Here is a 22820-nt window from a genome sequence, read left to right on the forward strand (position 1 = left end):
AAGCAGCGTGGCGGTTCGTATCGAGTCGGCAGAGTTGACGGGCGAGGAGTTGAGTGAGCTGCTCGGCCCGAGTACCTGGCACGCCGACCGTGACTCACTCGTCAGCGCACGGCGACCGGACGGTCCCAGGCGGCAAATGACGACGTGGATCAAAGAATCATCCGTCAGCTCGGACGAAATCTCCGTTCACGTAGATTCGCTGCAAGATGTTATGCGCGCGGCGAATCACGCGCGTACCCAGGGTGTCGACATTACTATTGACCTCACATTCATGGTTGAAGCACGTGAGATGGGGTTCATCGTCGCACTGGAAGTGGGGCTATTGAAACGGCTCGCCGAGCTGGGGTGTGGACTGGTCGCCGACGTATACAACTCAAGCACCGACTGACCTCGACCAGACGCGGCAGGACCCTGCCCGGCCCGCAGACTCGCGACCGCGGTTCCATCGAGATGCTTGCGGCCTACTGGAAGTGGCCCGCTCGACGGCCTGGCGGATCGCCGTCTTGTAGTCCCCTGGCATGTTCAGGGCGTAGACCTCGTCGGGCGTGACGAGGCCCAGAGGTAACGGCTGGCAGATGGCTGGTTAGATGACGCCACGTCGTGCTGGGCCGAGTGCCGCTCAACGGAGAAGTTCGTGGAGCGGGTGTGCACCATTTCCTCAACGGGCAGGACATCGTGGAGAACCTCGAGGTGATCAATCAGGTCGGGCTCACGCGGCTGGGTGAGCCCGGCACGCCCGAGGACGTTCAGTCGGCCTGGAAGGGGACATTCGAACTGCCCTGGTTCCACGTCCGCACCGCTGGGCGTCTCCCATGACAGCACTGATCGCCTTCGGCTCCGACCGCGTACAGGACGACTATGTCAACTCGTCGTGGTGGTTCGACTTTCTCGAACGCCACGTGGAGCCCGAAGCGGGAGAGCTCCGCAGGGTCCTCGACGAGAACGTCAGCGTCATCGGTGTGAACTTCTCGACGATGACCGCCGAGGAACGTACCGTCGTCGCTGACTGGCTCGCCGACGCGATAGGAGCCGACATTGCCGCGTCCTTGCTGACAGGGCAGTCGCTCGAGCACCTCACCGACCTCAGAGAAAAGCTGGTCGTCGTCGCGTCGCGAGAGGACCAGGGCTCATGACGAGACGCGGAGCGCTCTCTCTTCCCAACACGAACGAGACGACCGAGCGCGCACCGAGGCCTGTCGATTCGTAACTTGGGCCCACGTACACCGAGTTCTACGACCAGTGCCCCGTCCTCCGCGCCGAGGACCCAGCCCTACGCGCCAACCGCCTCGCACTGTGCGAGTTCACCGGCCGCACCCTGGCAACCGGACTCGACCTGCTCGGCATCGCCGCACCCGAACGCATGTGACTGGGCCCGGCCCTGCGGGCCAGGTCACAACACGAATGGCGCCCTAATACACCGCCATCGCCCCGTCCACCTCGCGCGCCCACGCAACGATCCCGCCCTCGACCGACCGCGCATCGATCCCAGCGGCACGCAGCCGCCGGGCCACACGGGCCGACCGGACCCCCGACTTGCACAGCACGTGCACCGGCCGCCCCGCCGCCCAGACCGCGACGTCGTCCACCGCCGCGTCCGCGCCGTCCCCTGCGAAGGCGCCCGAGGGAACCACCCGTGCGCCCGGCAGGGCGGCGAGCTCGACCTCCCACGGCTCGCGCACGTCGAGCACCACCGGCTCGGAGCCGTCGGCGCGCAGCGCCGCCAGCTCCCGCACCGAGACCGCCGCTTCGTCGGACGACGGCGCCGGCCCGGAGCCGTCCGCCGGCGCCAGCCCGCAGAAAACCGCGTACGGGTCGACGTCGCCGGTCCCGGTCAGCAACGCGGTGACGGGCAACCGGGCAGGGTCGCGCCGGACGGCGAGCTGCCGCCAGGTGAGGGCCAGCGCGTCGTACACGGCGAGCCGGCCGAGCAGGGTGTCCCCCGCCCCGGTGAGGAGCTTGACCGCCTCGGTCGCCATGACCGAGCCCACGGTGCCGCACATCGCGCCGAGCACGCCGCCCGTAGCGCAGTCCGGCGACGCGCCGGGCGGTGGCGGTACCGGGAACACGTCCCGGTACGTCACGCCGTCAACTCCGTCCGGGGGCGCCCCCCAGAACGTGGCGACCTGCCCGGTGAACCGGTAGATCGCACCCCAGACGCACGGGATGCCCAGCACCTCGGCGGCATCCGACACGAGGTAGCGGGTGGCGAAGGCGTCGGTCCCGTCCAGCACCAGGTCGTAGCCGGACAGCACGTCCAGCGCGTTCGCCGTCGTGAGCCGTTCTCGGTGCTCGACCACCTGGACGTGCGGGTTGACCTCCGCGATCGCGGCCCGCGCCGACGCCGTCTTGGGCAGCCCCAGGTCCGAGACGCCGTGGATCACCTGGCGCTGCAGGTTCGACGCCTCGACGACGTCGTCGTCCACGATCCCTAGCGTGCCCACGCCCGCCGCGGCGAGGTAGAGCAGGGCCGGGCTGCCCAGGCCGCCGGCGCCCACCACCAGCACGCGCGCGTTCGCCAGCCGGCGTTGCCCCTCCGGGCCTACTCCGGGCAGCGGGAGGTGCCGGGCGTACCGGGCGAGCTCGTCGCGGCCTAGCTCTCGTCCGGGCTCGACCAGCGGCGGCAGCGCAGTCACAGTGCCAGGTCCAGGTTGTTGCCGACCGCGACCAGTCCGTCGACCGGGGACGAGGCGAGCGCCCGCTCCCGGCGCGGCGGCCGGCCGGCGCGCGCGGCGTCGTACCCTGCCGCGACGGCGAGCCGCATGGCACGGGCCATGCGCACCGGGTCGGCGGCGCGCGTCACGGCCGTGGCGAGCAGCACGCCGTCGCACCCGAGCTCCATGGCCAGCGCGGCGTCCGACGCCGTGCCGATGCCCGCGTCCAGGATCACCGGGACCGACGACGCCGAGGCGATCGCCTCGATGTTGCGCGGGTTGGCGATGCCGAGCCCGGAGCCGATGGGCGAGCCCAGCGGCATGACCGCGGCGCAACCCACGTCCTGAAGGCGGCGCGCGATGATCGGGTCGTCGTTCGTGTACGGAAGCACGGTGAAGCCGTCCTCGACCAGGGTCTTGGCCGCCTCGACCAGGCCGATCGGGTCGGGCAGCAGCGTCACGTCGTCGGCGATGACCTCCAGCTTGACCCAGTCGGTCTCGCACGCCTCCCGCGCGAGCTGCGCGGTGAGCACCGCCTCGCGCACGGAGAAGCAGCCCGCGGTGTTGGGCAGGGCGCGGATGCCCAGGCGCGCGAGCAGCCCCCACACCGACTGATCGCCGGCGCGGGCCGGGTCGTCCGACGGCCGGGGCCGGGACACGCGTCGCATCGCGACGGTGGTCAGCTCCGTGCCTGACTCCACGAGCGCGTCCTCCAGGGCGAGCAGGCTCGCCGCTCCCCCGGTGCCCATGACCAGGCGCGATCCCAGCGGCGTGCCCGCGATGGTGAGCGGTGCGTCCTCCATGTTCAGCCTCCCTGCACTGCGGTGACGACCTCGACACGGTCGCCGGGCCGGACGGTCGTGGTGCCCCAGACACTGCGCGGCACGACGGCGTCGTCCAGCGCTACGGCGACACCCTGCGGCGCGCCGTCGACCACGAGGCCGGGCAGGAGCCGGGCGACCAGGTCGGCGATGGGCAGCGGGCCGTCGAGCGGATACGGCTCGCCGTTGACGACGGCGGTGCCCGACGCCCTGGACGGTGGGATGGTCATGACGTGCCTCCTCGGATCGCGCCGTGCGGGATGCCCGCCGCGCTCAGTACGGGGTCGGCGAACCTCCGCGGGTTCGCGAACCGGGTCGCGGCCTCGACGGCCGCCTCGACGCTCGCGGGCGCAACGCCGCTCGGTCGCGGCTCGGCGGAGCGGGCCACGCCCAGCGCCCGGTCGACGGCGGCCGCCGTCAGCGGCGTGAGCAGGATGCCGTTGCGGTGGTGCCCGGTGGCCAGGTACAGGCCGTCGGCCGCCCACCCCAGCAGTGGCGCGTTGTCGGGGCTGCCGGGCCGGGAACGGGTGGTGGCCCCGAGAAGGACGGCGTCGTCGAGCCCGGGCAGCAGGGCGCGGGCGTCGCGCAGCAGGGCGAAGACGTCGCCGGCGCGGGTCAGGTGGTCGTCCTCGCGCTCGTCCGACGTCGCGCCCACGACCACCTCGCGCCGCCCGTCGGGCCGCACCCGACGGGGCACCGCGTAGACGGGGCGTCCTTGCACGGTGCCGCGCACCACGACTGCGGGCGCCCGGTCGGCGTCGGCGTCCAGGCGCAGCGTCGTACCGGGCACGGGCCGGGTGGGCGCGCCCGCGAACAGGGACGCGCTCGCGTGGCCGGCGGCCAGGACCACGGTCCCGGCCGCGTACGCGGTGCCCGCGTCGTCGATCGCGCCGACGACCGCGCCGTCCGCCCAGGTCAGCGAGATCGCGGCGCGGGGCACAAGGGTCCTCCGCGCGGCGATCGCAGCGAGCGCCGCGCGCACCGCACGCGGGTCCACCCGGTGGTCGCCAGGGACCCAGGCCGCGCCCGCCACCCGGAGCCCGACGCCGGGTTCGCGCCGCCGCGCCTCGTCGGGCGAGATCTCCACCGAGCCGAGGTCCCACTCGTGGTGCAGGGCGAGCATCCGGCGCAGTGCGACCAGGTCGTCGCCGTCGTAGGCGAGGGCGATGGTGCCGGTCGTCTCCAGGCCGACGGCGCCCGGCGGCAGCCCTGCCGCACGTTCGAGCGCGTCGGCGAACGCCGGCCAGAGGGCGAGCGAGGCGGTGCCCAGCCGCGCCTGCCCCTCTTCCCCGAAGCCCGCCTCCATGACGGGCGCGAGCATGCCGGCGGCGGCGTGGGTGGCTCCGTCGCCGGGCGACGGATCAAGGACGACGACGCTCGCCCCGGCCTCCAGCGCACGCCAGGCCGCGGTGAGGCCGATGATGCCCCCGCCAATGACGAGGACGTCGCACACATGACTGCTCAAGGGTGTTCTCCCTTCGCTGGCATGACCCAGATCAGGTTCGACGGTCGGCGCCCTGCGCCCTCTCAGCCCCGTCCGGGGCTCCCGTGCACGCGACAACCATAGCCCGGCCCGCAGGAGTTCCAGGACCGTGTCTCGGGCACCCTCCGAAGGACGCCGCGGCGTCGGCCTACACTCGCGCTCGTGGACCCCCGCACCCGGCTCGCCGACGCCCGCCTGTACCTCTGCACGGACGCCCGTCAGGACACGAACGACCTCGAACCGTTCCTGCACGCGGCGCTCGAGGGCGGCGTCGACGTCGTCCAGCTCCGGGACAAGTCCCTGGAGGCCGCCCGCGAGGTCGAGCTGCACGCGCTCGTCGCCCGCGTGGCCGCCGAGCACGGTGCGCTGTGGGCGGTCAACGACCGGGCCGACATCGCGCGCCTCGCCGGTGCGCCGGTGGTGCACATGGGCCAGGGCGACCTGCCGCCGGGCGCCGTGCGGACCGTGCTGGGCGACGGCCCAGTTCTCGGCCGCTCCACCCACTCCCTCGACCAGGCGCTGGCCGCCGAGGCCGACCCGCGCGTCGACTACTTCTGCGTCGGGCCCCTGTGGGCCACACCGACCAAACCGGGCCGCCCCGCCGTCGGCCTCGACCTGCTGCGCGACGTCGCCGCCCGGGAGCCGTCCACGCCCTGGTTCGCCATCGGCGGCATCGATTCCGCACGTCTCGACCAGGTGCTCGACGCCGGGGCGCGCCGCGTCGTCGTCGTCCGCGCCATCACCCAGGCAGACGACCCCCGGGCTGCGGCGGCCGAGCTACGCCGCCGGATCACGAGCCGCGCACGCGAAGGGCATGTCGCCGGGCGATCCTGAGCCTCCTGCTGTCTGGGCGTCGATCCAGGTCAGAACACTGCTGCGGCGTCGAGCACGAGGGAGCGCAAGAGCCTCACGCCCGCGCCGCAGCGATGAGGAGCATCGTTCCCGGCAGCAGGGTCACCAGGTAGTAGACCGCGGGCACCATGTCGCCGGCGATGAGGGTGGCGACGATGGTGGCCGCCATGGTGCCGATCATGGTCCAGCCGACCCAGGCCGCGAGCAGCCCGCTCGCTAGGAGCGCGGCCCCGAAGAGCGCGATCGCCAAGGGCGTGAGGATGAAGTAGGTCCAGAGCCACCACGACGGAAGGTCGCCCCGGGCGAAGGCTGCCGGGTCCGTCACGCGTGCAGACAGGTGCACGATCCACGGCACCAGGCCTGCGAGCGCGAGCACTCCGCTGACGAGGGCCATGACTCGTGCGGCAAGTCCGTCCACGCCGAGCGCGAAGAGGACGATGCCGCCGGCGACGGCCGCGGCCCCGACGCCGAACAGCACGTTCGCGAGGGTCCACTGCGTCGCCGACGCCAGGATGTGCTCCAGCTTCTTGTCGGAGGACGGCTCGGGGAAGACCCGCCAGGAGATCGGCAGCATCGCCCCGACGATGAACGAGGCACCCGCCAGCAGCGCGATCGCGCTCAGCCGAAGCAGCATCGTTGCACCTCCTCGTTGCCACTCTGGCACGGGAGTCGTGCCGTCGCAGGGCTGTCCCGCGGTGGACCTGTCGGCGAGGTAGGCGAGCTGCGCCGCCACCGTCCTGCGCCCGATTTTTCCAGTTCATCCGCTCCGTGACTCAACGTTTCTCGTGCCCCGCCCGTCTCCTGTGACATGGGGAACCTCGCAGCGGTACATCCGGTAATCCTCGGCGGCGACGCCGGCGCATACAGCCTCGCTCGTGCCTTCCACGAGGGCTACGGCGTCACGTCGACCGTCGTGTCCATCCGCCCGACGCCCAACGTCGCGCACTCCAACATCATCCAGAACGTCGTCGAACCGCGCCTCGACGACCCCGCCGTCATGGTCGAGCTGGTTCGCCGGATCGCCGCGACCGCTCCGGGCCCGGTCATCGCGGTCACGTGCGTGGACTGGTACGTGCGGGCGCTCGCGGAGCACCGCGCGCGCCTGGAGGACGTGGCGGTCGTCCCGTACCCGTCGGTCGGTCTGCTCGACAGGGTCATGGACAAGCAGCGGTTCTCCGAGCTCTGCCACGAGCTCGGCGTGCCGCACCCACGGACGGAGGTGCGCGACGGCGGGGAGCCGGTGGGCGACCTCGACCTGCGCTTTCCGGTGATCGCCAAGCCCGGTGACAACACGGCGTGGCACCAGGTGTCGTTCCCCGGCAAGGCGAAGGTGCACCTGGTACGGGACCGCGCCGAGCTGGCCGCACTCCTGAAGGCGGCCGGGGACGCGGGCTACCGGCGGCCGATGATCGTTCAGGAGTACGTGCCCGGCGACGACTCGCAGATGCGGATCATGACCACCTACTCCGATCTCGAGGGCACGGTTCGCATGGCGTGGGGCGGTCGCGTGCTGCTCGAGGAGCACACGCCCGGGACCCTGGGGAACCCGGCGGCGATCCTCACCGGGAGTCTCCCCCAGGTCGAGGCGGACGCCCGCCGGCTCGTGGAGCACCTGGGCTGGACGGGGTTCGCGAACTTCGACGTGAAGGTGGACCCGCGTACCGGCGTCGGGCACTTCTTCGAGCTGAACCCGCGCACCGGGCGGTCCAACTACTACCTGACCGCGAGCGGTCTGAACCCTGCCGCCTACTGGATGGCGGACCACCTCACCGGGCACTGGCCGCACCACGCGGAGCCGCTGGAGGTGCTGTACCGGATAGTCCCGGGCTTCCTCCTGGACAAGTACGTGCACGACGAGTCGGTCCGTGCAGCCGTGCGCCGTGCCCCCGTGGTGCACCCGCTGAAGTACAGGCGCGACCTGTCGCCGCGCCGCGACGCCTGGGTGCGTCTCGCCGAGCTGAACCAGGTGCGCAAGTTCTCGCAGCACCACCCGCTGCAGGAGACCGGCGGGGCGTCCGGGCAGCCCGGTTTCGGGGAGCCTCTCCCGTCCTCGGAGCGCGAGGTTGCCTGACGTCGGCGCGCCGGGCGCCGGAACGCTCGTCGGCGTGCTGGGCGGGGTCGGTCCGCTCGCGACGGTCCTGTTCATGGAACGCGTCGTCCGGCTGACCGACGCGGCACGCGACCAGGACCACGTCGACATGGTGGTGCTGCAGCACGCGACCGTCCCGGACCGGACGGCGTTCGTGCTGGGGCGCTCCAGCGACGATCCGGGGCCCGTGCTCGCCGCCGACGCGCGGCGGCTCGCCGGGGCCGGGGCCGGCTTCCTCGTGCTGCCGTGCAACACGGCACACGCGTTCGCCGGCGCGATCGCCGCGGCGACGTCGGTCCCGCTGCTGTCCGCGGTGGACGTGACGGTGGCCGCGGTGCTGTCGTGCGACGCCTGGACCGGTCGCCTCAGCGGGCCGCGGCCCGAGGCCGTCGGGCTCCTCGCGACCGAGGGGACGATCGCGTCGGGCGTCTACACGGACGCCTTCGGCGCCCGCGGCATCAAGACCCTGGTGCCCGACGTCGCCGGTCAGGCGACCGTGACGTCGCTGATCTACGACAGCGTGAAGGCGGGCCGTGGCGGTGACCTGACCGCGCTGGACGGCGTCGTCGCCAACCTGCGCCTCCGTGGGGCCGAGGCGATCGTGCTGGGGTGCACCGAGCTGTCTGTCGCGGCGGAGGCGACCCCTCCGGGCCTCCTGCCCGACGTCGTGCTCGTGGACGCCCTCGACGAGCTAGCCCGGGCAACGGTGCTGCGCTCGGGACGCCGGCTGCGCGCAGAAGGAGGCTCTAGTACTACAGCCGTAGATCGTGATACTCACGCGCTGTCCGGGTGCCCAGAGCGCGCCTGGCGCCACGAGGGCCGCCCGACCTCAGCCTCGAAGGCAGGTCGGACATCGACCGTGTCGTAGATGATGTGGAGCTCGCTGATCTTCCCGTCCGATCCGAGCGTGGCCACGTCGACGACGTCGAACGGCGCCGCCGCGCCAGAGGGAAGGCGCCAGTCGAAGTGGAACCAGAAGCTCACCGTCGTCTGGCCGTCCTGGTTCTTGCCGCTCATCACAGACTTCAAAGTCAGGTTCGCCTGACTGGTGTCCGCGAACAGCTCCGAGTAGAAGTCCTGGGCTGGTCGGGGGCCGTAGAGCGGTGAGGGGACCACGCCATCGGCCGTGAAGAGACTGACCGCCAGCCCCACATCCGCGGCGCCGAGAGCGCGAAGGTAGGTGGCTACAAGCTCATCCGCTGCCGTTTGCACGTCCACAAGGTACCGATTTCTTCGTCGCGGGTGCGACGCGACCGACTACCTCGGCATCGGCCGAGGTAGTCGGTTGCGTCGCGGAGCGACTACCCCGGCGGGGTAGTCGCAGTTTCTCCTGGAGGAGGGAGTGCTACCGGGCTACCGGCGCGTCCAGACCTGGTTCGCCGCGCCGTGGCACGTCCAGAGCTGCACCGCGGTGTTGTTGGCGGTGAGGTTGCGGTCGACGTCCAGGCACAGGCCGGACCGCACGCCGCGGATCGTGCCGTCGCCCTGGAACGTCCACTGCTGGTTGTTGCCGCCGTTGCAGTCCCAGAGCTGGACCCGGGTGCCCGCCGTGGCGTCGAGCGGGGCGTCGAGGCACTTGCCCAGCGACCGCAGCGTGCCGTCCGTCGCGGTCCACGTCTGGTTCGCTCCCGAGTGGCAGTCCCAGATCACCAGGCCGGCGCCGTTCGCCGTGGCGTTGTCGTACACGTCGAGGCAGCGGCCCGATGCAGAGCTGACGAGCGTCGTGCCTGTCGGCGGCTGGGACGTGCCGCCAGGGCTCACCTTGAACAGCGCGACGCCGTGCTCGGCGACCTGTGCGGTGATCTGCCCGGTGGTCGTGCCCGTGGCGCCGGTCCACAGCTCGCGGTACGAGTGCGTGCCGGAGCCGAGCCCGACCTGGCCGAGCGTGGTCGAGATCTGCCGGCTGCCGGAGCCGCGGTTGAGCAGGGCGACCGCCACGGAGCCGTCGGCGAGCGGCTTGGCCCAGACCTCGGCGTCACCGTCGTCACGCACCCGGTCCGCCTGACGCACCAGCGGGTCCTGGTCGATCGCGAGGACGTCACGATTGGTGAGGACCGCACGCACGTCGGCGCTCATGTTCCTCAGGTCGTTGCCGGCGATGAGCGGAGCGCTGAGCATCGCCCACATGCTCTGGTGCGCGCGGTTCTCCGTGGGCGTCAGCGTGTTCCGCACGCCGACCATGAGCATGTCGGGGTCGTTGTACCGCCCGGGCTGGGTCCACTCGCGCATCGGCTCGATGATGTCGAGGGCTTCCGTGATCCCGACGAAGCAGTCGGCCGACGGCGAGCAGCCCGTCGACCAGTCGTCGTCCAGGTCCTCGGACGTGCGCCACATATCCGAGAACTCGCCCCAACCGGAGTAGGTCGGGGCGGTGTTCGAGTGGGCGCTGTTCGGGTTGATCGAGTAGACGATGGGGCGGCCGGTGGCCTTCAGCGCGTCGCCGAACTTCTTGAACAGCGCGGCCTGCTCGGTCACGGTGCCGCGCGGGTCGCACCAGTCGTGCTTGACGTAGTCGACGCCCCACGAGGCGAACAGGTTCGCGTCCTGGGTCTCGAACCCGTTCGACGACGTCCCCGGGAGGTTCGCGAAGTACTGGTTGCAGGTCTTCTCCCGCGGCGCGTGGTAGATCCCGAACTTCAGGCCCTTGCCGTGGATGTAGTCGCCCAGCGCCTTCATCCCCGACGGGAAGCGGTCCGTCCGGGCGCGCAGGTTGCCGTTCGCGTCGCGGGTGTCCTGCATCCAGCAGTCGTCGACGACGACGTACTGGTACCCGGCGGCGGCCATGCCCGAGCTCACCATGGAGTCCGCCGTCTCGCGCACCATCTGCTCGTTGATGTCGCAGTAGAAGGTGTTCCAGCTGTTCCAGCCCAGGGGAGGCAACGGTGCCGGCTCCTCGACGGTCGGGTCGGCCGCAGCAGCGGTCGCGGTAGCAACCGGAGCAGCGGCACCGGCCGCCGGTCCGACGGCGAGCATAGACGTGGTCAGTGCGGTCGCGGCGAGCAACGAGAGCCAACGGCGACGAGACAGGTCTTTCACGAGCACTCCTTCGTGCGGCGGTGATGTGGGCGGTGGCGCACGGCCGCGCCGTCGTCCTGACGGCGTGACCGGTAGGAGGGACGGGAGATGCGAGACGGACGCCGGCGCCGCGGGCGGGGCCCGCGGCGACGGTAGGTGGTGCTCTATGGGGCGGTCAGGTCGAACCGCCGAACGCGGCGGTGCGACGCCAGAACCGAGCTGCACTTCGGGAAGGCATCCTTGACTTCCTCTCATCGATGAGCGGGCACTTGCGCAGGGCGCGAGACACAGGATCCGGAGGAGTCAGTGCGGGGCGCGAGGCCGCGTCAGGTCCGATCCGGGAGACTGTGTGAGCGCTAACATCAAGGACGATACTGGCAGGCGCTTACCTTGTGCGCAATGGTCCGACGAGGATTATTAAACGATTTCTTCTTGCCGCTCCGGCAGGCCGGCACTCAGACCGTGTCCGAGACGCTGGTGCTCGGAGATCTAAACGATTAGGTCATCCCAGGGGCTTGACCTGAACGGTGTGGGCGCTATCGTAAACGTTACAAACCAGACATTTGTATCGATTCACATGGTCCGATGACCTTGCGGATCGCCGGCACCGAGATCAGCGCCCGGTCTCGTGTACCGGAACCAACCTCCACTGGTCAGCAACGAAGCGACCAATTTCCTGCGAGGCCAAGGCCGGGGAGCGCTCCGCGCTCTGATCCGGCGACCGGTCGCTCGGAGCCGACGGACTCCGAACATCCCAAACGAAGGAGCATGCCTTGCACTCTCCCTCTCACCGGCGGAGAAACCGCCTGCGATGGATTGCCGCCTCTCTGGGCGCGATCCTCGTCGCGGCGATTCTGCCCGGATTCACCTCCACGGCCACCGCGGCCGTCACTCCCGGCACCTGGTACGCGATCACCAACGAGCACTCCGGGCTCGTCGTCGACATCGAGGCCCGTTCGACGGCGAACGGAGCCAAGGCACTGCTGTGGAACCGCACCGATGCGACCAACCAGCAGTTCCGTTTCGTCGACGCCGGAGGCGGGTACTACCGCATCGAAGCCCGGCACAGCGGCCAGGTGCTCGACGTCAACGCGAAGAGCACCGCGAACGGCGCCGACATCGTCCAGTACCCCAACAACGGCGGCACCAACCAGCAGTGGCAGCTCAACGAGCAGTCCAACGGCTCCTACGAGATCGTCAACCGCAACTCCGGCAAGGCCCTCGACAACTGGGAAGCGGCGACAGCGCCCGGCAGCCGTGTCTCGCAGTACGACCGCAACGGGTCGGCCGTGCAGCGCTGGCGGCTGGTCCCCGTGGGCGGCGCTCAGGCCGGCAACGGCTCGGTCTCGGACCCGAACCTCCAGTACTACGGCCGCTGGGCTCCCGACGGCTCGTGGCGCACCATGGGCTGGGCCGGTGGCTACGTCGAGGCCGCCTTCACCGGCTCCACGATCGGCGTCCACCTGCGGAACTCCATCGACATGTACTACTCGGTCGACGGCGCACCGGAGCAGTGGAGGCGAGGCGTCTCAGGAGACGTGACCATCGCGTCGGGTCTCGGCAGTGGCACGCACACAGTCCGCATCGGATTCCGGGAGCGGGCCGGGTCGTACACCGGCGACCCGGCGTTCGGCGGGTTCAACCTCGCCTCGGGCGGTTCGACGACGTCGATCGCGCGGCCGGCGAACTTCATCGAGTTCATCGGCGACTCGATCACTGTCGGCCAGCCCAACGGGAACCGGCCCTTCACGGCCTACCCCTACCTGGTCGGCGAGGACCTCGGCGCCGGCCACACCCAGGTCGCCCAGGGTGGCGCATGCCTGGTCAGCACCTCGGACGGCTGCTACGGGATGATGGACTGGTTCCGCCGCTCGTCGGCCTGGGTGAGCAACGACGACTGGAACTTCTCGACCTACCGGGCCACCGCCGTCGTGATCAACCTGGGCACCAACGACGTCGGGCACGGCGTCTCCACCACCGAGTTCAACCGGAACTACGTCGTGATGCTGGAGCGGGTCCGCCAGGCCTACCCGAACGCCGAGATCTTCGCGATGGGCGTCTTCAGGAACCGGTACGTGACCGAGACGCGGAACGCGGTCCAGGCACGGGTCGACGCCGGTGACACCCGGGTCCACTTCGTCGACACGACCGGTTGGGTCGACCCGGCAGTCGACACCCTCGACAACGTCCACCCGACCGACGCCGGACACCGGAAGATCGCCAACCTGCTGGCCCCGATCATCGACCGATACATCTAGGTACAGAGCGCCATTCCTCCTGGTGGGCCTCGGCGGCGGCGCCGAGGCCCACCACCCACAAAACCTTGGAGCACAGATGCGCACTCCCGAATCCTCTGGCCTGCTCGGGGCCGGAATCTCCCGCCGGTCCCTGTTCGGTCTGGCGGCCGGAGCCGCCGCGGCGACCACCGGCCTCCTCACCGCCTCACCGGCGCACGCCGCGTTCCGGACCGGCACCTGGTACGTCCTGCAATCGCGCCACTCCGGCCTGGTCCTCGACATCCAAGGGAGGTCGACCTCGACCGGCGCGCTGCTGGTGCAGTGGAACCGCAACGACGCGACCAACCAGCAGTTCCGCTTCGTCGACGCCGGCGGCGGCTACTACAAGATCCAGGCCCGCCACTCGAGCCTGCTGCTCGACGTCTACGCCAAGAGCACCGCGAACGGTGCCGACATCGTCCAGTGGAGCGACACCGGCGGCACCAACCAGCAGTGGCAGATCATCGACGACGGCACCTACCTGCGCTTCATCAACCGCAACTCCGGCAAGGCCCTCGATCTGTGGGAACGGTCCACCACCCCCGGAGCCCGCATATCGCAGAACGACTCCAACGGCGGCACCAACCAGCAGTGGCAGCCCCTGGCCGTAGGCGCGCCGGCGGACGGGACGCCGACGATCTACATAGCCTCGGACTCGACCGCCCAGACCTACAACTCGGGGTCCTACCCGCAGATGGGTTGGGGCCAGAAGCTCGCCAGCTACTTCGACGCGAACACAACGGTGGCCAACCACGCCATCGGCGGGCGCTCGTCGCGCTCGTTCATCGAGCAGGGGCGGCTGGACACGATTCTCAGCGCCATCCAGCCGGGCGACTACCTGTTCGTCCAGTTCGGACACAACGACGCCAGCTCGGGCAACCCCGAGCGGTACACCTCGCCCGACGACTACAAGCGGTACCTCCGCGACAACTACATGGCCGGAGCGACGGCACGCGGTGCCACACCGGTCCTGATCACCCCGGTCTCACGGCGCGACTACGACTCGAACGGCCAGTTCCGGGTCTCGTTCCCCGACTACGTCAACAAGGTTCACGAGCTGGTCAACGAGACCGGCGTCGCGATGATCGACCTGTCGGCACGCTCGCGGGCCTACCTCAACTCGATCGGCCCCGAGGCGGCCAAGGGGGTTTTCCTCCACCTGAGCGCGGGCCAGTACCCGGCCTTCCCGGACGGGGTCACCGACAACACGCACTTCCAGGAGTACGGAGCCGACCAGATGGCGCGCATCGTCTCCGAAGGCGCGGGTGCCCTGCCCCTGCCGATCGGGGACCACGTCCGGTAGCACCTGAGCCCCGGGCTCAGGTGAGACCTCCCCGGCGCCCGCTTCAGTGACCCCGCACCATGCGAATCTGTACGATCTCGTGGGCGTCGGTGAAGCGGGCGCCGTCTTGGGCAAATCCATGCTTCTCGTAGAACCGACGCGCCCGGGGATTGGCCTCGGCGACCCACAGCTCGGCCGGCCGCCGCGCAGGGAGCACCGCATCGAGAAGCAGCGCCCCGATGCCCGACCCGTGGTGCTCGGGGCGCACGTACAGCGACCACAGCTCGTCGGACTGGACCGGTGGGACGCCGTCCTTGCCGCGCGTGGACCCAGCCTGCGCGAAGCCCACCACCTGCTCGTCGACCACCGCGACCAGCGGGTGCCCGGGAACCCTCCTGGACAGCCGGTCCCGCCAGCGATGCCGGCGGCGCGCAACGGTGTCACTCGCCCAGTGCTCAGCCGGTAGCAGGTCGGAGTACGTCTGCACCCACGCCGAGTGGTGCGCGACGGCGATCGCGCCGGCGTCGTCGACGGTTGCGGGCCGCACGCTGAGTTCTGTCATGCACTCCACCGTCCCATGCAATTGCAATGGCGGCGACATGATTTCCCCATGCGAATTCGCCGTGACCCGGCGCCAGTCTTACAGGACCCGGAGTCTTGACAGGTCTGCCGGAACGCGCGAACATCACCACATGGTTATGAAACTGGTTGGTTATGGGCACCGTCACCGCTGAGCGGCTCGACGCGACGTTCGCAGCCCTCGCCGACCCCACGCGACGCGCCATCGTGGCCCGGCTCGCCGCAGGTGATGCGACGGTCACCGAGCTGGCCGCGCCCTTCAACATCAGCCAGCCCGCGATCTCGAAGCACGTGAAGGTGCTCGAGCGAGCGGGACTGGTGACGCGAAGCCGGCAGGCGCAACGCCGGCCATGCCGGCTCCAGGCGGGGCCGCTGCGGGACGTCACCGCGTGGCTGGCGAACTACCGCGACTACTGGGGCGAGAGCTATCAACGGCTCGATGCGCTGCTCGCCGAACTCACGGCCGACGACGCGTCCGCTACTCCCCCGCAGGACGGCCGGTCGTGAGTGCCGACGAGCGCCTGCACGTCGTCGCGCCGGGTGATCGCGACATCGTGATGTCGCGGACGTTCAACGCGCCTGCCAACCTCGTCTTCGACGCGTTGACCACACCACACCTGCTGACCCGCTGGTACGGCGCCCGCGGCTGGAGTCTCGTCGCCTGCACGGTCGACCTGCACGTCGGCGGGCGCTACCGGTTCGTCTCCCGCGGCCCGGACGACGCCGAGCTGGCCCAGTCCGGGACGTACCGGGAGATCGAGCGGCCGTCGCGGCTCGTCTTCACCGAGGTGTTCGACGACCAGTCCTACCCCGGCGAGACCTTGATCGCGCACGACCTCACCGAGCTGGCCGACACCACGACGCTGACCAGCACCTTGCACTACTCGTCTCCGGAGGCGCGCGAGATCGTGCTCCGCTACCCCATGACCCGAGGAGTCGGTCAGTCCTTCGACCGGCTCGACGCAGTCCTCACCGAACTCGCTCACGCACAGGAGAAGCAATCATGAAGTGGACCCTCGAAGTCGTCGTCGTACCGGTATCCGACGTCGACCGCGCCAAGGCCTTCTACAGCGACAAGCTCGGCTTCAACGTCGACCACGACACGAAGATCGGCGAGGGCCAACGCGTCGTACAGCTGACCCCGCCCGGATCGGGATGTTCGGTCGTCATCGGCGAAGGAGTCGTGCCGCCGATGCCGCCAGGATCGCTCAAGGGCCTGCAGCTCGTCGTCAACGACGTCACGAAGGCCCGGGCCGAGCTGGCCGAGCGGGGAGTGGAGGTGAGCGACGTCCAGGTCCTCGGCGAGAACCCGACGCCGATGCCGGAGCCGCTCGACAACGTGGGGTTCTGCTTCTTCAACGACCCCGACGGCAACGCCTGGGCAGTCCAGCAGATCTCGACCCGCCCGTGATCGGGCGCGGTCCTGCTCCACCGCGCTGGGTGGAGCCGGGCCGCGCCTCAGTTCCCATCGACTGTCCGGAACCGCACGAAGTCGACCACGTCGTCATCGACGATCCCGGGGTAGTAGTGGGTCCGTAGCGCCGTGCGCAGGTCGTCAGCCGTGGCGTTCTCCAGGGCTGCGTGGGCATCGGTGATGTCGGCGAACCGAACCTGCTCGACGGACTCGACCACCCCGGGCCGGGACCGGTACCGGTCGTCGAACTCGAACAGCAGGGTGGCCGGGCCTGGCACGGCAGGGTCGTTGAAGCGCGTGGTGGCCGTCTTGACGCCGTCGACCACGGTTGTCCAATGGCGCGGATTGAACCGCAGCAGGCGTGGCGGGTTCGCGTCGGGGTGCTGGAAGGGGTACGGAAGCAGGTCCCGGGCTGGGACCGGGATCAGGCCGTTGCCGTCAGGAACGATGACGTGGCAGTCCGGGTGCTGGTCCAGCAGGACCTGGCGGCATCGTCCGCACGGCGGCATGACGCCGCGGTTCTCGTCACCCACGGCGACGATCCCCGCGATCGGACCGGCGCCGGCGCCGGCCGCCGCCCCGAGCGCCACGAGCTCGGCGCACGGGCCTCCCGTGAAGTGGTAGACGTTCACGCCGGTGTAGATGTCGCCGTGGACGTCCATCACCGCAGACGCGACGGTGTTCAGGTAGGAGCCATCGGCGGGAAGGCGAGATGCGGTGTCGACTGCCGCGTCGAGGAGACGCCGTTCGGAGACGTTCAGCATGGACCTGACCCTAGGACCCGCGCCTCAGGGCTCGTCGGCCGGCCGCCCGCGGACCTCGGCGAGCAGCCGCCACCCGAGACCGTCGAACGCCTCCTGATATCCCGGGCACAGCGCACGATGCAGCTCGTCGGCGGCATCGCGGGCGACCTGGGCCGCGGCAACGTCGATCAGCCCGTCCGCCTCGGCGGCGTCGAGCTCGTCGACGTCGACGATTCCCGCGTCGTCGGCCGAGACCCAGAGATCCAGCTCAAGATCGAGGAACGAGAACGGCTCGTCGCGTGCCGCGGCGACGTCGACCGAGATCCAAGGGGACAGCCAGTGATCAGAGGGTGGCTCCGGAGCCGTCGCCCAGCACCACGCGACGAACCGCCCACCCGACTCCGGGAGCGCCAGCGTGGGGAAGAGCTGCACGCCGTCGGCCGGCTGCATCGACACGGAGCCGTCGGACCCGACGACCTCGGTGCCCGCCGGGCTGAACAGCCAGTCCCCCTCGGCCCCGCGACGAACCACCCGTGAAGCATGAGCCTTCTGGACACCGTCCAGCTTGACCTTGCGGCTGCGCACGGTCCGTCCGACCTGACTGCCGACGTTCAGCACCGGTTAGAAGTCATCGTTGTGGGCGCGATCGTTGCGCCTAAAACGGACGCGTAGTCGCAACGATCGCGCCCACAACAAAAGGTCGGCCGCCACAGTGTCACCGTCTCCATGGCGGGATCCTGGCACGGCCGCGCCGCTCACATCGAGGGCATTACCTGATCCCAGGAACCTCGCCCCGTCCACCACTACCGTCAAACGGTGAACCTGCTCCACACCCGCTCCCCCGAAGAGCCCTACCTGATCGAGCGCAACGCCGGCTACTTCGAGTACCAGCTCCCGATCTCCGTCAAGGCAGTCATCAGCTGGAGGGGCCAGCTCCCCCTCCTGCGCAACGAGCGTGACGAGTGGGAGCTCCCCGGCGGCAAGCTCGACCTCGACGAAGACCCAGCGGTGTGCCTCGCCCGCGAGATCCAGGAGGAGCTCGCCTGGGACGCCACGGTCGCCGAGCCCTACTACGCCTGGGTCTACCAGATCTTCCCGCACCGCCATGTCTTCGTCCTCACGTTCCTCGCCACGTACGACGGCGAAACCCCGCCCGCCTACAGCCACGAGCACAAGGAGCTCGTCCTCGTCACGCCAGGCGAGGTCGGTGCCCTCACCATGCCCGAGGACTACAAAGCGGCGATCGACCAGGCCGTCGAGCGCGGCCACTTTCGTTAGGCGCCACCTGCTTCTCAACAAAACCGCATCGGCAATGCCACCGGTTCGGCCGATTTGACCGACTCCGCGGCCAACGCTCAACCAAAATGTCCAGATACTGCAAGCTCAGAACCGATTTCGATGTATCCGCACGGTAATCCGTCTTTGATTGCACGGCTGCCCTAGCCTGGCCTCATGCTCGTTCGCTTCGAGGTCAAGAACTTCCGATCGATCTCAGACACAGTTGAACTCTCCATGGTGGCGGTCGACAAGGACCGCGCGGCCGCGCGCGACGTTCCCAACATCGGCGAGAGCGTCCTGACCCGGGCCGCGATCTACGGCCCGAACGCCTCGGGCAAATCGAACGTCCTTGCGGCCTTCGTGTGGCTGGTCGACGCGGTGCGCAATTCCCTGCGCATGTGGCAAGGCGCAGTCCCCGTCGAACCGTTCGCGTTCGCAGAAGGCCGCGACAAACCCACCGAGTTCACGGTCGATTTCGTGGTGGACGGAGTCCGCTTCGAGTACACGCTGGAGGTGACCAGCACCGCGATCCGGCGCGAGCGGCTGTACCACTACCCACAGAAGAAGCCCCGGAAGATCTTCGAACGTGCCGGTACAGATGTCACGATGAACCGGGCTCTTGGATCCGTGGGCCCATTTCTCGAGCTCTTAACACCTTCGACCTTGTTGGTCTCGCTGGCTCGACGTTTTGAGGTCCCCGAGGCTTCGGCATTCGCCGATGCGCTGACCGCGACGATGGCATTCGGCAAATTACCCAACCCTCGTCCCTGGCTCGGGCTCACGCGGATCGAGGTGCAACAAAGCCCTCGTTCGACAGTCCGGCTCTTCGACTCGGAACGAGACGAGCAGGATGCGGTGTCCGAGAGTGAGCTCGCCGACGAGCGCGCTCAGGCGTTGGCCCTCTTGAGACTGGCCGATCTTGGTGTCGACGACGTCGTCATCGAACGCGAGACCATCTGGGGTGACACACGTGTCGGTACGCCTGGGACGGAGCCCCGGCCACGCATGGTCCACCGGACGGCAACCGGCAACGCAATGCTCGACCTGCACCAGGAGTCCGAAGGCACGCAGACCTGGTTCGCGCTGATCGGCCCGGTGATCCAGTCGCTGCGCCAGGGATCGCCGATCATCTTCGACGAGCTCGACGCGAGCCTGCACCCGGTGCTGTCGGCGGAGCTGCTGCGCCTCTTCCAGGACACGTCGACGAACCCGAGAGGTGCCCAGCTCATCTTCACGTCGTACGACACGAGCCTCCTGAACCATCTGAACCGCGACGAGGTGTGGCTCACGCAGAAACGGCCGGACGGTTCGACGGAGCTCGGCGCCATCGCCGAGTTCGCGGGGGAGCGTGTACGCAGGTCCGCGAACATCGAGTCGGCGTATCTGCACGGCCAGTACGGAGCGCTCCCCGACATCGACCCCGCTGAGCTGCGCAATCTCGGACTGATCGGCTGATAGGACGGCGCCCTGAGGCGCCTCACGCCGACCGCGCCCCCAGCCACGGCTCCAGGTGGTCCTCGCGCCACAGCCATTCGACGCCGGCGGCCATCTCCTCCGGCGTGCACAGCGCCGCTTGGAACGCCTCGCGCAGCCGCTGCCGCTCGTCATGAAGGCCGCCCGCGCCGGTCCCACGGTCGTCCGCGACCCCCACAACGACGATCCGGGTGTGCGGCACCGTCCCCGCGCAGACCTCCGACCACGGCCCGAGGTCCGCGAAGGCGAGCTGCCCGCCCGCGCCGTCCCACAGGCACGCGAGACCGGGCCGGTCCGCGACGTGGAACACGCCGCGGGCCCGCAGGCCACCCGTGCTCAGGTCCTCGATGCGCTCCAGCAGCCGCTCGGGGTGGAACGGCAGCGGTGAGCTCAGCTCGAGCGTCCAGCTCCGGTCATCGGGCACGCCGCCGGAACCGGTGACGACCACCGCACCGAGCGGGTGCGCCCGGCGTTCGGCACGGGCCGTCGAGTGCCGCGCAGCGCCGAGATCCGCGGCGGACAGCGCGTGCAGCCCGTCCACACGCCGGGTTCCGGCGCCGCGCAGGCGGTCCAGCAGGCCCGACGTCGTCGCGGACATGGTCTCGACAGGCTCGACCAGCGAGGAAGGCTCGACCGCCGAGTAGCTGGCGACCACCAGGTCCGCCTGCTCGATCTGGGCCGCGAGCGCCTCCCCGACCGAGCGTTCGTCGTCGGCCGTGAGCTCGAGGCCGCGGTCGACGAGGGTGTCGTCGCCGAACAGGTCCTGCTGGAGCGTGTCGGCGTCGACGATCGCGAGGGAGGTGGCGACGCGGGTGTGCACGAGCTTTCCGCCGGGCGCGGTCTCGGCGGCGAGGGCGCGGGCGGCGGGCAGGGGCTCGGCGCTGACGGGGAGCGCGAGCAGGACGTCGGTCCAGCGGCCGTCCTGGGCGAGGCGCGCGATGGTGGGCACGGCGTCCTCGCGGACGGCGCAGGACAGGCAGGCGTGCTCCAGCGGGACGAGCACGTCCTCGACGACGCCGGTGGCGTCGAGCACGACCCGCCGGAGGTGGTCCTCGTGGATGTCGTGCCGCACCGCGACGACGCCCGGCCCGTCCATCAGCAGTCCGAACAGCGCGGAGTCGCGCAGCACGGGATCGCTGGTGGCCAGGACGCTCACCGGGATGATTCCGCGGCTGTCTCCGGTTCGGTACATGCTGCCTCCTCGCCCGGGGTCCACCCGGGAATTATTGATAACGGTTCTCAGTTCTGGTTCACTGTAGCGCGTTATGAGAACCGTTCTCACACGCGGCGGCCACGACGTCGCAACAGCAGGAGGTCATGTGTCAGCCAGATGCCAGGTGCTGGGCACCGTGCCAGGTTTCGGCCACTCGGTCTCGCACTCCCACGTGCGGACAAAGCGCCGGTTCAACCCCAACATCCAGAAGAAGCGCTACTGGGTTCCGTCGCTCGGCCGCAACGTCACGCTGCGCGTCAGCGCCAAGGGCATCAAGACCATCGATCGCAGGGGCATCGATGTGGTTGTCGCCCAGATCCTCGCCCGAGGGGAGAAGGTCTGATGGCCAAGAAGTCGAAGATCGCCGCCGATGCCCGACGCCGCGAGGTGGTCGCCCGGTACGCCGAGCGACGTGCCGCGCTGCTCCGCATCATCCGGAACCTGGACCTGCACCCCACGGTGCGCGCCGCCGCCGTCAGCGAGCTGTCGAGGCAGCCCCGCGACGCCAGCCCGACGAGGCTGCGCAACCGCGACATCGTCGACGGCCGGCCCAGGGCGTACTCGCGGAAGTTCGGGCTGTCCCGCATCCGCTTGCGCGACATGGCCCACCGGGGCGAGCTGCCCGGGGTGACGAAGTCCAGCTGGTGACCCCTGCCGGGCCGTTCGCGGCCCGGGCCCGACATCGAAGGAGTGGCACATGAAGGTTCGCGCATCCCTGCGTTCCCTGAAGAACAAGCCCGGCGCCAAGGTTGTGCGCCGGCACGGCAAGACGTTCGTGATCAACAAGCTCAACCCGCGCTGGAAGGCGCGCCAGGGCTGAGCGGAAGGAGCAAGTAATGAAGAACATCCACCCCACCTACGGCCCCGTCGTGTACCGCGACGCGAGCGCAGGCTTCACGTTCCTGACCCGCTCCACGCTCGCGGGCGACACGGACGCCGGCCCCGGCCGCCCGACGGCCACCATCGAGTGGTCCGACGGCAACACCTACCCCGTCGTCGACATCGAGATCAGCAGCGCCAGCCACCCGTTCTGGACCGGATCGGCCCGCGTGGTCGACACCGCCGGACGCGTCGAGAAGTTCCGGCAGCGCTACGGCAACCGCACCAACAACAGCAAGGGTGGTAACTGATGGCCTCGCGCGTAGACCTCCGGCCCGTCATCAAGCTGCGCTCCACGGCAGGCACCGGCTTCACCTACGTGACCCGCAAGAACCGGCGCAACGACCCCGACCGGCTCGTGCTGCGCAAGTTCGACCCCGTCGTCCGCAAGCACGTGGACTTCCGCGAGGAGCGCTGACCCGACCCCCGTCGGTCGAGCTTGTCGAGACCTGAGGTCTCGACAGGCTCGACCAGCGAGTAGCTCGACCACCGAGTAACTCGACAGCAAGTACAGAGAGGAGGCCGCCGTGGCGGTCCCCAAGAGAAAGATGTCCCGGTCGAACACGCGGTCCCGGCGCTCGCAGTGGAAGGCCCAGGTGCCCGAGCTCGTCCCCGTGACCACCGTGGACGGACGCCAGGTCAAGGTCCCGGCCCGCCTGGTCCCCGCCGTCCGCCGAGGCCTGGTCGTCCCGGACTGACGCAGCCCGCACACCCGCGGAACGACGACGCCCCGGCGCAGAAAGCGCCGGGGCGTTCGTTGTGGGCGCGACCG

Annotated in this window: 30 protein-coding genes, 1 pseudogene and 1 riboswitch; of the genes and pseudogenes, 20 read left to right on the forward strand and 11 right to left on the reverse strand. The window is 69.8% G+C overall.

What is annotated here, in order from left to right:
* Positions 1-7 precede the first annotated feature (7 nt).
* From IE250_RS22030 to IE250_RS24705, 4 genes and pseudogenes are all read left to right on the forward strand, one after another.
* Positions 8-388: a hypothetical protein gene (locus IE250_RS22030; protein ID WP_189671469.1), complete on the forward strand. Its 381-nt coding sequence runs from the start codon at positions 8-10 to the stop codon at positions 386-388.
* Between the two features lie 257 nt (positions 389-645).
* Positions 646-816: a hypothetical protein gene (locus tag IE250_RS22035; RefSeq protein WP_189671470.1), complete on the forward strand. Its 171-nt coding sequence runs from the start codon at positions 646-648 to the stop codon at positions 814-816.
* Positions 813-1133: a hypothetical protein gene (locus IE250_RS22040; RefSeq protein WP_189671471.1), complete on the forward strand. Its 321-nt coding sequence runs from the start codon at positions 813-815 to the stop codon at positions 1131-1133. Before IE250_RS22035 ends, IE250_RS22040 begins: the two co-directional genes overlap by 4 nt.
* A gap of 92 nt (positions 1134-1225) precedes the next feature.
* Positions 1226-1366 (forward strand): annotated as a pseudogene (locus IE250_RS24705) (DALR anticodon-binding domain-containing protein); the annotation flags it as partial.
* A gap of 43 nt (positions 1367-1409) precedes the next feature.
* Here the strand turns inward: IE250_RS24705 and IE250_RS22050 are convergent.
* From IE250_RS22050 to thiO, 4 genes are all read right to left on the reverse strand, one after another.
* Positions 1410-2633: a ThiF family adenylyltransferase gene (locus IE250_RS22050; protein WP_189671472.1), complete on the reverse strand. Its 1224-nt coding sequence runs from the start codon at positions 2631-2633 to the stop codon at positions 1410-1412.
* On the reverse strand, positions 2630-3454 hold the full coding sequence (locus tag IE250_RS22055; protein WP_189671473.1) for a thiazole synthase: 825 nt from the start codon (positions 3452-3454) through the stop codon (positions 2630-2632). Before IE250_RS22055 ends, IE250_RS22050 begins: the two co-directional genes overlap by 4 nt.
* Positions 3455-3456: 2 nt before the next feature.
* Entirely contained in the window at positions 3457-3702 is a 246-nt protein-coding gene (gene thiS, locus IE250_RS22060) for a sulfur carrier protein ThiS (protein ID WP_189671474.1), read from the reverse strand.
* A complete protein-coding gene (thiO, locus tag IE250_RS22065; protein ID WP_229872691.1) occupies positions 3699-4937 on the reverse strand; it encodes a glycine oxidase ThiO in 1239 nt (412 codons plus the stop codon). Before thiO ends, thiS begins: the two co-directional genes overlap by 4 nt.
* Positions 4929-5032: riboswitch (TPP riboswitch) on the reverse strand. (Overlaps the previous gene by 9 nt.)
* A gap of 85 nt (positions 5033-5117) precedes the next feature.
* Here thiO and thiE point away from each other — a divergent pair.
* The gene (thiE, locus tag IE250_RS22070; protein WP_189671475.1) at positions 5118-5789 is read left to right on the forward strand and encodes a thiamine phosphate synthase; all 672 of its coding nucleotides are present in this window, start codon (positions 5118-5120) and stop codon (positions 5787-5789) included.
* Positions 5790-5862: 73 nt separating this feature from the next.
* On the opposite strand, the gene IE250_RS22075 is transcribed toward thiE, so the two are convergent.
* The gene (locus tag IE250_RS22075) at positions 5863-6441 is read right to left on the reverse strand and encodes a hypothetical protein (RefSeq protein ID WP_189671476.1); all 579 of its coding nucleotides are present in this window, start codon (positions 6439-6441) and stop codon (positions 5863-5865) included.
* Positions 6442-6615: 174 nt separating this feature from the next.
* Between IE250_RS22075 and IE250_RS22080 the strand changes: the two genes are divergently transcribed.
* A complete protein-coding gene (locus IE250_RS22080; RefSeq protein WP_189671477.1) occupies positions 6616-7878 on the forward strand; it encodes a carboxylate--amine ligase in 1263 nt (420 codons plus the stop codon).
* Positions 7871-8764 carry a cysteate racemase gene (cuyB, locus tag IE250_RS22085; protein ID WP_189671478.1) on the forward strand — a complete coding sequence of 298 codons (894 nt, stop codon included), beginning with the start codon at positions 7871-7873 and terminating at the stop codon, positions 8762-8764. Before IE250_RS22080 ends, cuyB begins: the two co-directional genes overlap by 8 nt.
* Here the strand turns inward: cuyB and IE250_RS22090 are convergent.
* Together IE250_RS22090 and IE250_RS22095 are read right to left on the reverse strand one after the other, a co-directional pair.
* Entirely contained in the window at positions 8671-9108 is a 438-nt protein-coding gene (locus tag IE250_RS22090; RefSeq protein WP_189671479.1) for a nuclear transport factor 2 family protein, read from the reverse strand. The two genes, cuyB and IE250_RS22090, sit on opposite strands and share 94 nt — an antisense overlap.
* A 141-nt stretch (positions 9109-9249) precedes the next feature.
* Positions 9250-10932: a glycoside hydrolase family 27 protein gene (locus IE250_RS22095; RefSeq protein ID WP_229872692.1), complete on the reverse strand. Its 1683-nt coding sequence runs from the start codon at positions 10930-10932 to the stop codon at positions 9250-9252.
* 752 nt (positions 10933-11684) lie between these two features.
* Here IE250_RS22095 and IE250_RS22100 point away from each other — a divergent pair.
* Both IE250_RS22100 and IE250_RS22105 read left to right on the forward strand, forming a co-directional pair.
* A complete protein-coding gene (locus tag IE250_RS22100) occupies positions 11685-13169 on the forward strand; it encodes an RICIN domain-containing protein (RefSeq protein ID WP_189671480.1) in 1485 nt (494 codons plus the stop codon).
* A 76-nt stretch (positions 13170-13245) separates the two neighbouring features.
* Positions 13246-14490, forward strand: a complete 1245-nt coding sequence (locus IE250_RS22105; RefSeq protein ID WP_189671481.1) for an RICIN domain-containing protein — start codon at positions 13246-13248, stop codon at positions 14488-14490.
* Between the two features lie 43 nt (positions 14491-14533).
* Here the strand turns inward: IE250_RS22105 and IE250_RS22110 are convergent, their stop codons facing one another.
* Entirely contained in the window at positions 14534-15031 is a 498-nt protein-coding gene (locus IE250_RS22110) for a GNAT family N-acetyltransferase (protein WP_189671482.1), read from the reverse strand.
* Between the two features lie 152 nt (positions 15032-15183).
* Here IE250_RS22110 and IE250_RS22115 point away from each other — a divergent pair, with 152 nt between their 5' ends.
* From IE250_RS22115 to IE250_RS22125, 3 genes are read left to right on the forward strand one after another with little or no spacing between them, the layout of a single operon-like run.
* The gene (locus tag IE250_RS22115) at positions 15184-15555 is read left to right on the forward strand and encodes an ArsR/SmtB family transcription factor (protein ID WP_189671483.1); all 372 of its coding nucleotides are present in this window, start codon (positions 15184-15186) and stop codon (positions 15553-15555) included.
* Entirely contained in the window at positions 15552-16055 is a 504-nt protein-coding gene (locus IE250_RS22120; protein WP_229872693.1) for an SRPBCC family protein, read from the forward strand. Before IE250_RS22115 ends, IE250_RS22120 begins: the two co-directional genes overlap by 4 nt.
* Positions 16052-16459 carry a VOC family protein gene (locus tag IE250_RS22125; RefSeq protein WP_189671484.1) on the forward strand — a complete coding sequence of 136 codons (408 nt, stop codon included), beginning with the start codon at positions 16052-16054 and terminating at the stop codon, positions 16457-16459. The genes IE250_RS22120 and IE250_RS22125 overlap by 4 nt, the downstream gene beginning before the upstream one ends.
* Positions 16460-16506: 47 nt before the next feature.
* On the opposite strand, the gene IE250_RS22130 is transcribed toward IE250_RS22125, so the two are convergent.
* The gene (locus IE250_RS22130; protein ID WP_189671485.1) at positions 16507-17226 is read right to left on the reverse strand and encodes an ASCH domain-containing protein; all 720 of its coding nucleotides are present in this window, start codon (positions 17224-17226) and stop codon (positions 16507-16509) included.
* A gap of 24 nt (positions 17227-17250) precedes the next feature.
* Entirely contained in the window at positions 17251-17736 is a 486-nt protein-coding gene (locus IE250_RS22135; protein ID WP_189671486.1) for a DUF402 domain-containing protein, read from the reverse strand.
* A gap of 285 nt (positions 17737-18021) precedes the next feature.
* On the opposite strand from IE250_RS22135, the gene IE250_RS22140 reads away from it, so the two are divergent.
* Positions 18022-18483: an NUDIX hydrolase gene (locus IE250_RS22140; RefSeq protein ID WP_229872694.1), complete on the forward strand. Its 462-nt coding sequence runs from the start codon at positions 18022-18024 to the stop codon at positions 18481-18483.
* 174 nt (positions 18484-18657) lie between these two features.
* Positions 18658-19938: an AAA family ATPase gene (locus IE250_RS22145; protein WP_189671487.1), complete on the forward strand. Its 1281-nt coding sequence runs from the start codon at positions 18658-18660 to the stop codon at positions 19936-19938.
* 22 nt (positions 19939-19960) lie between these two features.
* Here IE250_RS22145 and IE250_RS22150 read toward each other — a convergent pair whose 3' ends face one another.
* Positions 19961-21148 (reverse strand): GTP-binding protein, encoded by a 1188-nt coding sequence (locus IE250_RS22150; protein WP_189671488.1) that lies wholly within the window; start codon positions 21146-21148, stop codon positions 19961-19963.
* 127 nt (positions 21149-21275) lie between these two features.
* Between IE250_RS22150 and rpmB the strand changes: the two genes are divergently transcribed.
* The 6 genes from rpmB (at position 21276) to rpmF (ending at position 22746) form a co-directional block, all read left to right on the forward strand.
* Positions 21276-21512 carry a 50S ribosomal protein L28 gene (gene rpmB / locus IE250_RS22155; RefSeq protein WP_108496538.1) on the forward strand — a complete coding sequence of 79 codons (237 nt, stop codon included), beginning with the start codon at positions 21276-21278 and terminating at the stop codon, positions 21510-21512.
* Positions 21512-21817: a 30S ribosomal protein S14 gene (gene rpsN, locus IE250_RS22160; RefSeq protein ID WP_189671489.1), complete on the forward strand. Its 306-nt coding sequence runs from the start codon at positions 21512-21514 to the stop codon at positions 21815-21817. Before rpmB ends, rpsN begins: the two co-directional genes overlap by 1 nt.
* Positions 21818-21866: 49 nt before the next feature.
* The gene (ykgO, locus tag IE250_RS22165; protein WP_189671490.1) at positions 21867-21989 is read left to right on the forward strand and encodes a type B 50S ribosomal protein L36; all 123 of its coding nucleotides are present in this window, start codon (positions 21867-21869) and stop codon (positions 21987-21989) included.
* Between the two features lie 16 nt (positions 21990-22005).
* The gene (locus IE250_RS22170) at positions 22006-22299 is read left to right on the forward strand and encodes a type B 50S ribosomal protein L31 (protein WP_189671491.1); all 294 of its coding nucleotides are present in this window, start codon (positions 22006-22008) and stop codon (positions 22297-22299) included.
* On the forward strand, positions 22299-22466 hold the full coding sequence (gene rpmG, locus IE250_RS22175; RefSeq protein WP_189671492.1) for a 50S ribosomal protein L33: 168 nt from the start codon (positions 22299-22301) through the stop codon (positions 22464-22466). The genes IE250_RS22170 and rpmG overlap by 1 nt, the downstream gene beginning before the upstream one ends.
* Positions 22467-22575: 109 nt before the next feature.
* Positions 22576-22746, forward strand: a complete 171-nt coding sequence (gene rpmF / locus IE250_RS22180; RefSeq protein ID WP_189671493.1) for a 50S ribosomal protein L32 — start codon at positions 22576-22578, stop codon at positions 22744-22746.
* The last annotated feature ends 74 nt before the right edge of the window (positions 22747-22820 follow it).

This window comes from Promicromonospora soli (assembly GCF_014653785.1).
GTDB lineage: Bacteria > Actinomycetota > Actinomycetes > Actinomycetales > Cellulomonadaceae > Promicromonospora > Promicromonospora soli.